Source organism: Raoultella sp. (genome assembly GCF_039594335.1).
Classification (GTDB): domain Bacteria; phylum Pseudomonadota; class Gammaproteobacteria; order Enterobacterales; family Enterobacteriaceae; genus Klebsiella.
Map to the genome: position 1 here is coordinate 1 of NZ_JBCNNS010000199.1, position 5,667 is coordinate 5,667.

Consider the following 5,667-nt stretch of genomic DNA (forward strand, 5'->3'; position numbering starts at 1 on the left):
AGAGATTTCAGCTCATCACCAGCTTTGAATAAGGTTTGCCCTTTCTGGATTGGCTTTTTACGCTCGATGATATTATCCAGCTGATCAAGCTCGTGCTCGTTCAGAGTAAAAGGGATGCAAAGCTGACTGATGCTGCAATCCTGACAATGGATTGCGCAACCGCCAGACTGAATGCGTCGTATAATTCTCTTTTCCGGGATCATAAGTCTGCTCAAGCCTTAATTGATATTGGTCAATTTTAACATCTTTTTGGTGAGCAGGTAAGCCTCGAACCCGTGAAACACGTAATATTAAAAGGGTAAAGCTTTTACTACTTTTATCTTATTGATAGGTAATGAAATATTTACCTTTGGCTTATTGTAAAATTGTCTGATACTTCCGATAAAAGGCACGTAGCGTTAAAGAAGCAGATACCCCTCGTGGCGCAATAACCACTCTTTCCGCTGCACGCCGCCGGCATAGCCGGTCATGGTGCCGTTGCGCCCAATGACGCGGTGGCAGGGCACGACAATGCTGACCGGGTTTGAGCCATTGGCCGCGCCGACTGCACGCGCCGCGCCTGGACGCCCCAGTGCTTCCGCCAACTGACCGTAATGCATCACCTGACCACAGGGAATGGTGCGCAGGGCTTGCCAGACTTCGCGTTGAAAAGGAGTGCCTGCTGTTGCCGTCGGCAGCGTCTCGATGATGCTGAGATCGCCGGCGAAGTAGGCATCAAGCTGGCGACTCAGCCCACCGGGATCGCGGGCATCGATGCGTTGATAACCTTCATGACGATAGTGCAGCTCAAGCAGCTGTGTCATACGGTCGCTATGCTCATCCCATTCCACGGCGCGTAGGCGAAACTGCTCATCGCAAAGAATCCATAACGGCCCCAGCGGGGTCTCGATTTTGTCCTGCAGCAGTACCAGCATCGTTTCTCCTTGTTACCTGATTTGCAAGATAATTACTGCGCTGTGTTGACAAGATATCACGCGCTCCGTTTCGGCACCTATACTCCTGAAAGATAATCCACCGCTGTGCGGATACAGAGGGAGAAATGGCGCGCGATTGCAATCTGGTTTTTTTATAACCATCAGAGGTATCGATATGCAATATATACTGACAGGGATTTTAATGTTGATTATCAGTGGGTTATTGTTAGATACGGTCTCTCTGATAATTGAGTCCGTGTATAACATGCTGAAACAAATGCATTTAAAAAAACGGCATCTGTAAGGTAGATGAAAAAATGCTGTGCAGGATAAGGCTGATATTATAAATCAGCGACGCCGCTCTCCAGACGGTGAAGTACGTCGTCCGGCGCGGGAGTAAATATCCGCGTGATCGTCGGTAGTCACGCCATGTCTCGTCCCGCGCGCGGGAGGGTGATCAGGTTCTGGCCACCCGTTACCGAAAGCGACCTGTTACCTGATCCAGCGCCGCGACTCGCGCCAGACGCCGCTAACGGCCTCGTTGATCACCCAGTTTCGCCGACAAAGTCGCCACCTGTTGCCCGCCTGAAATCGGGAGGGCAAATTGTCGACAAACCCATTGAGGACGCGGGGCGTGGTATAGTAGCCTCCGGTAGCAGCCGGAGGAGTGCACATGAATCTTGACGACAAATCGCTATTTCTTGGCGCCATGGAAGACGTTCAGCCTCTGAAGCGCGGCAACGACGTTCATTGGCATCCTGAACGCAACCCCCGCCCGACGCAGCGTCTTGATGTCCTGCAGCTCGATAATTTTCTCACCACCGGTTATCTCGATATTCTGCCGCTGACGACCGCGCTGGAATTTAAACGCGAAGGGCTGCAAAACGGGGTGCTGGATAAGCTGCGTCTGGGGAAATATGACCAGCAGGCCAGCCTGAATCTGTTGCGCCGTCCTGTCGAACAGTGCCGGCAAATGCTGTTTGCCTTTGTGGTACAGGCGCAGAAAGAGGGGCTGCGCAATTTGCTGATCGTGCACGGAAAAGGGCGGGAAGATAACGCACACGCCAATATCGTGCGTAGCTATCTGGCGCGCTGGCTGGTCGAACTGCCCGAGGTACAGGCGTTCTGTGTGGCCTCGGCACAGCATGGCGGCAGCGGAGCGTGTTACGTCGCGTTGCGCAAATCCGCCGAGGCGAAACAGGAAAACTGGGAACGTCACGCCAAACGCAGCCGCTAGCGCAGCAGCAGCGTCAGCTCCCGGGCCGCTTTTTGCAGCTCGGGGAGCACTCTTTCCAGCATCTCGCGAGTGGAGACCTGTCCGGCATGCACGCCGACGTTCAGCGCGGCCTGGATCTGGCCCTGCGGGTTGAATAAAGGCACCGCCAGCGAGCGCAGCCCCATTTCCAACTCTTGATCGTTGAGCGCATAACCCTGCTGTTGGACGCGCTTCAGCTCCGCGCGCAACTTGTTCACCGAATCCACCGTTTGCGGGGTGTAGCGAATCATCGTGACCCGCGCTAGCATATCGTTGAGCTTCTCTTCCGGCATATGGCTTAATAGCACGCGCCCCATAGAGGTCGCCCAGGCCGGTAGGCGGCTGCCGATATCCAGATCGATGGTCATTATCCGCGAACTGGAGGCGCGGGCGATGTAGAGAATATCGTCGCCATCGAGGGTGGCGATCGAGCAAGACTCGTTAAGCATTTCGCTCAGATGTTTCAGCACCGGTTGCGCCGAACGCGCCAGCGGCGTGGAGGCTAACCACGCATGGCCAAGGGCCAGAATACGCGGGCGCAGCTGGAAATTTTTGCCATCTTCCGCATAGACGAACCCCAGCTTGCCCAGTGTGTACAGGCAGCGGCGCACCGCCGCGCGCGGAATGCCGGTCTTCTGACTGATTTGCGAGATAGACAGGATCGGACGCTGCGGGGTGAAGGCCTGAATCACTTCCAGCCCGCGAGCCAGCGAGGCCATAAAATTCGGATCGCCTTTAAACGGATCGCTGTCGCCCGTCAGTAAATCGTCTGGATGCTTCTCCATTTTCTTCTCCATATTTGCCATCGATCACATTCTTTCGCTAAAGATATACGATGTTCGATTATCGCACCATATTTCGATTATCGCCCTTGACCAACATCGTTAAGCGGGTCACATTTTGTGCGAAAAACGCATAAAAGTGCGATTACCGCACGTAAAGGAGCGACCTGATGATTGATAAAAGCGTGTCGACGCTAAGTGATGCCATCGCCGGGATTCATGACGGGGCGACCATCATGATCGGCGGTTTTGGTCCCGCCGGTCAGCCAACGTACCTGATTGATGCCCTGATTGAGCAGGGCGCCCGCGAACTGACCATTATCAACAACAATGCGGGCAACGGTGAAGTTGGCCTGGCGGCACTGCTGAAGGCCGAACGCGTGAGAAAGATGGTGTGTTCTTTCCCACGCCAGGTTGACTCACAGATTTTTGACGATCTTTATCGTCGCGGCAAAGTGGAGCTGGAACTGGTTCCGCAGGGTAACCTCGCGGCGCGAATCCAGGCCGCCGGCGCCGGGCTCGGCGCGATATTTACCCCGACTGGCTACGGCACGCCGCTGGCTGAAGGCAAAGAGAGCCGCGAAATCGATGGTCGTCAGTACGTCCTCGAATACCCGATCAAGGCCGATTTTGCGCTGATCAAAGCGCATCAGGCGGATCGCTGGGGCAATCTGGTGTACCGCAAAGCGGCGCGTAACTTCGGTCCCATTATGGCCACCGCCGCAAAGACCACCATCGTTGAAGTCTCCCGTCTGGTGAGCCTTGGCGACCTTGACCCGGAAAACGTGATCACCCCGGGAATTTTCGTCCAGCGCGTGTTCTCGCTGGAACACCTGACCACTGCACTACGCGCCTGAGGAGCCAGCCATGCAAAAACTAACCCGCGATGAAATGGCCCAGCGAGTGGCGCGCGATATTCCGGAAGGGGCCTATGTCAACCTGGGCATCGGTTTACCTACACGCATCGCCAACTACCTGCCGACCGACAAAGAAGTGTTTCTGCACAGTGAAAATGGCCTGTTGGGGATGGGGGGGAAGCCGCTGCCGGGTGAAGAAGATCCTGAGCTGATTAATGCCGGTAAAGAGTACGTGACCCTGCTCAAAGGCGGCTGCTTTTTCCATCACGGCGACTCATTCGCCATGATGCGCGGCGGTCACCTCGACATTTGCGTGCTGGGGGCGTATCAGGTCTCGGCCAGCGGCGACCTTGCCAACTGGAGTACCGGCGCCCCGGACGCGATCCCGGCGGTAGGTGGGGCGATGGATCTCGCCATCGGCGCACGTCAGGTGTTTGTGATGATGGATCATCTGACCCGCGACGGCGAGTGTAAGCTGGTTGAACAGTGCAGCTACCCGCTCACCGGAGTGGGCTGCGTCAGCCGGATCTACACCGACCTGGCGGTCATTGACATCACGCCGACCGGCCCGGTGGTACGGGAAATTTTCAACGGCCTCTCTTTTGAGGAACTGCAGCGCATCACTCCGGTGGCGCTGACCTTCGAACATCTGGCGGAAATCGCATAAGGAACCTATGATGAATCAGGCATTTATCTGTGATGCGGTGCGTACACCGTTCGGACGTTTTGGTGGTACGCTGGCGACGATGCGCGCCGATGATTTGGCCGCTCTGCCGCTGAAAGCGCTGTTGGCGCGTAACCCAGGGCTGGATCCTGCGCGCATTGATGACGTGATTTATGGCTGCGCAAACCAGGCCGGGGAAGATAACCGTAACGTTGCCCGCATGGCGTTGCTGCTGGCCGGTCTACCGCAAACGGTGCCGGGCAGTACCATTAACCGGTTGTGCGGCTCCAGTCTTGATGCGATTGGCTTCGCTTCGCGCGCGATCAAAAGCGGCGAAACTCAACTGATGATCGCCGGCGGCGTGGAGAGCATGTCGCGGGCGCCGTTTGTGATGGGCAAGGCCGAAAGCGCTTTTAGCCGCACGATGCAGATGGAAGATACCACTATCGGCTGGCGTTTTATTAACCCGCAGATGAAAGCGCTGTACGGCGTGGATTCGATGCCGGAAACCGCGGAAAATGTGGCCGATGAGTTCGCGATTTCCCGCGCTGACCAGGATGCTTTTGCGCTGCGAAGCCAGATGCGTACCGCCGAGGCGCAGGAGGCTGGACGGTTTGCGGATGAGCTGATACCGGTCTCTGTCGCGCAGCGTAAAGGCGACCCGCTGTTGTTTACCCGCGATGAACACCCGCGCAGCACGTCGGCGCAGGCGCTGGCGAAACTCAAAGGGGTGGTGCGTCCAGATGGTTCGGTGACTGCGGGGAACGCTTCCGGGGTAAACGACGGTGCCTGTGCCTTGCTGCTGGCCAGCGAATCGGCACTGATGGCCAACGATCTGCAACCTCTGGCCCGGGTTGTCGGCGTGGCGACGGCGGGCGTGGCGCCGCGCATTATGGGCTTCGGTCCGGCTCCGGCGGTACGTAAAGTGCTGGCGCAGACCGGGCTGACGCTGGATCAAATGGACGTGATTGAATTGAATGAAGCGTTCGCCGCGCAGGCGCTGGCGGTGACCCGCGATTTAGGGCTGGCCGATGATGCGCCTCACGTTAATCCCAACGGCGGCGCCATTGCGCTGGGCCACCCTTTGGGCGCGTCGGGCGGGCGTCTGGCGATGACCGCCGCGTATCAGTTGCGTCGCACCGGTGGTCGCTATGCGCTGTGTACCATGTGTATTGGCGTCGGCCAGGGCATTGCC

Annotated in this window: 6 protein-coding genes and 2 pseudogenes; 5 read left to right on the forward strand and 3 right to left on the reverse strand. The window is 57.0% G+C overall.

Annotated features, from left to right (window positions below; translation table 11 throughout):
• Together fnr and ogt are read right to left on the reverse strand one after the other, a co-directional pair.
• Positions 1 to 203 (reverse strand): annotated as a pseudogene (gene fnr / locus ACZAHD_RS21180) (fumarate/nitrate reduction transcriptional regulator Fnr); the annotation flags it as partial.
• Between the two features lie 195 nt (positions 204 to 398).
• The gene (gene ogt / locus ACZAHD_RS21185; protein ID WP_462458509.1) at positions 399 to 914 is read right to left on the reverse strand and encodes a methylated-DNA--[protein]-cysteine S-methyltransferase; all 516 of its coding nucleotides are present in this window, start codon (positions 912 to 914) and stop codon (positions 399 to 401) included.
• A 475-nt stretch (positions 915 to 1,389) separates the two neighbouring features.
• On the opposite strand from ogt, the pseudogene ACZAHD_RS21190 reads away from it, so the two are divergent.
• Both ACZAHD_RS21190 and smrA read left to right on the forward strand, forming a co-directional pair.
• Positions 1,390 to 1,503: pseudogene (locus ACZAHD_RS21190) on the forward strand (LysR family transcriptional regulator); the annotation flags it as partial.
• 84 nt (positions 1,504 to 1,587) lie between these two features.
• Positions 1,588 to 2,151 (forward strand): DNA endonuclease SmrA, encoded by a 564-nt coding sequence (smrA, locus tag ACZAHD_RS21195; protein WP_462458510.1) that lies wholly within the window; start codon positions 1,588 to 1,590, stop codon positions 2,149 to 2,151.
• Here the strand turns inward: smrA and ACZAHD_RS21200 are convergent.
• Positions 2,148 to 2,954, reverse strand: coding sequence for an IclR family transcriptional regulator domain-containing protein (locus tag ACZAHD_RS21200; protein WP_462458511.1), 807 nt, complete (start codon positions 2,952 to 2,954; stop codon positions 2,148 to 2,150). The two genes, smrA and ACZAHD_RS21200, sit on opposite strands and share 4 nt — an antisense overlap.
• Before the next feature lie 167 nt (positions 2,955 to 3,121).
• Between ACZAHD_RS21200 and ACZAHD_RS21205 the strand changes: the two genes are divergently transcribed.
• The 3 genes from ACZAHD_RS21205 to pcaF all read left to right on the forward strand — a co-directional run.
• Positions 3,122 to 3,808 carry a 3-oxoacid CoA-transferase subunit A gene (locus ACZAHD_RS21205; RefSeq protein WP_462458512.1) on the forward strand — a complete coding sequence of 229 codons (687 nt, stop codon included), beginning with the start codon at positions 3,122 to 3,124 and terminating at the stop codon, positions 3,806 to 3,808.
• A 10-nt stretch (positions 3,809 to 3,818) separates the two neighbouring features.
• On the forward strand, positions 3,819 to 4,475 hold the full coding sequence (locus tag ACZAHD_RS21210; protein ID WP_462458513.1) for a 3-oxoacid CoA-transferase subunit B: 657 nt from the start codon (positions 3,819 to 3,821) through the stop codon (positions 4,473 to 4,475).
• 10 nt (positions 4,476 to 4,485) lie between these two features.
• On the forward strand, positions 4,486 to 5,667 hold a 1,182-nt coding region (pcaF, locus tag ACZAHD_RS21215; RefSeq protein WP_462458514.1), incomplete at its 3' end, for a 3-oxoadipyl-CoA thiolase.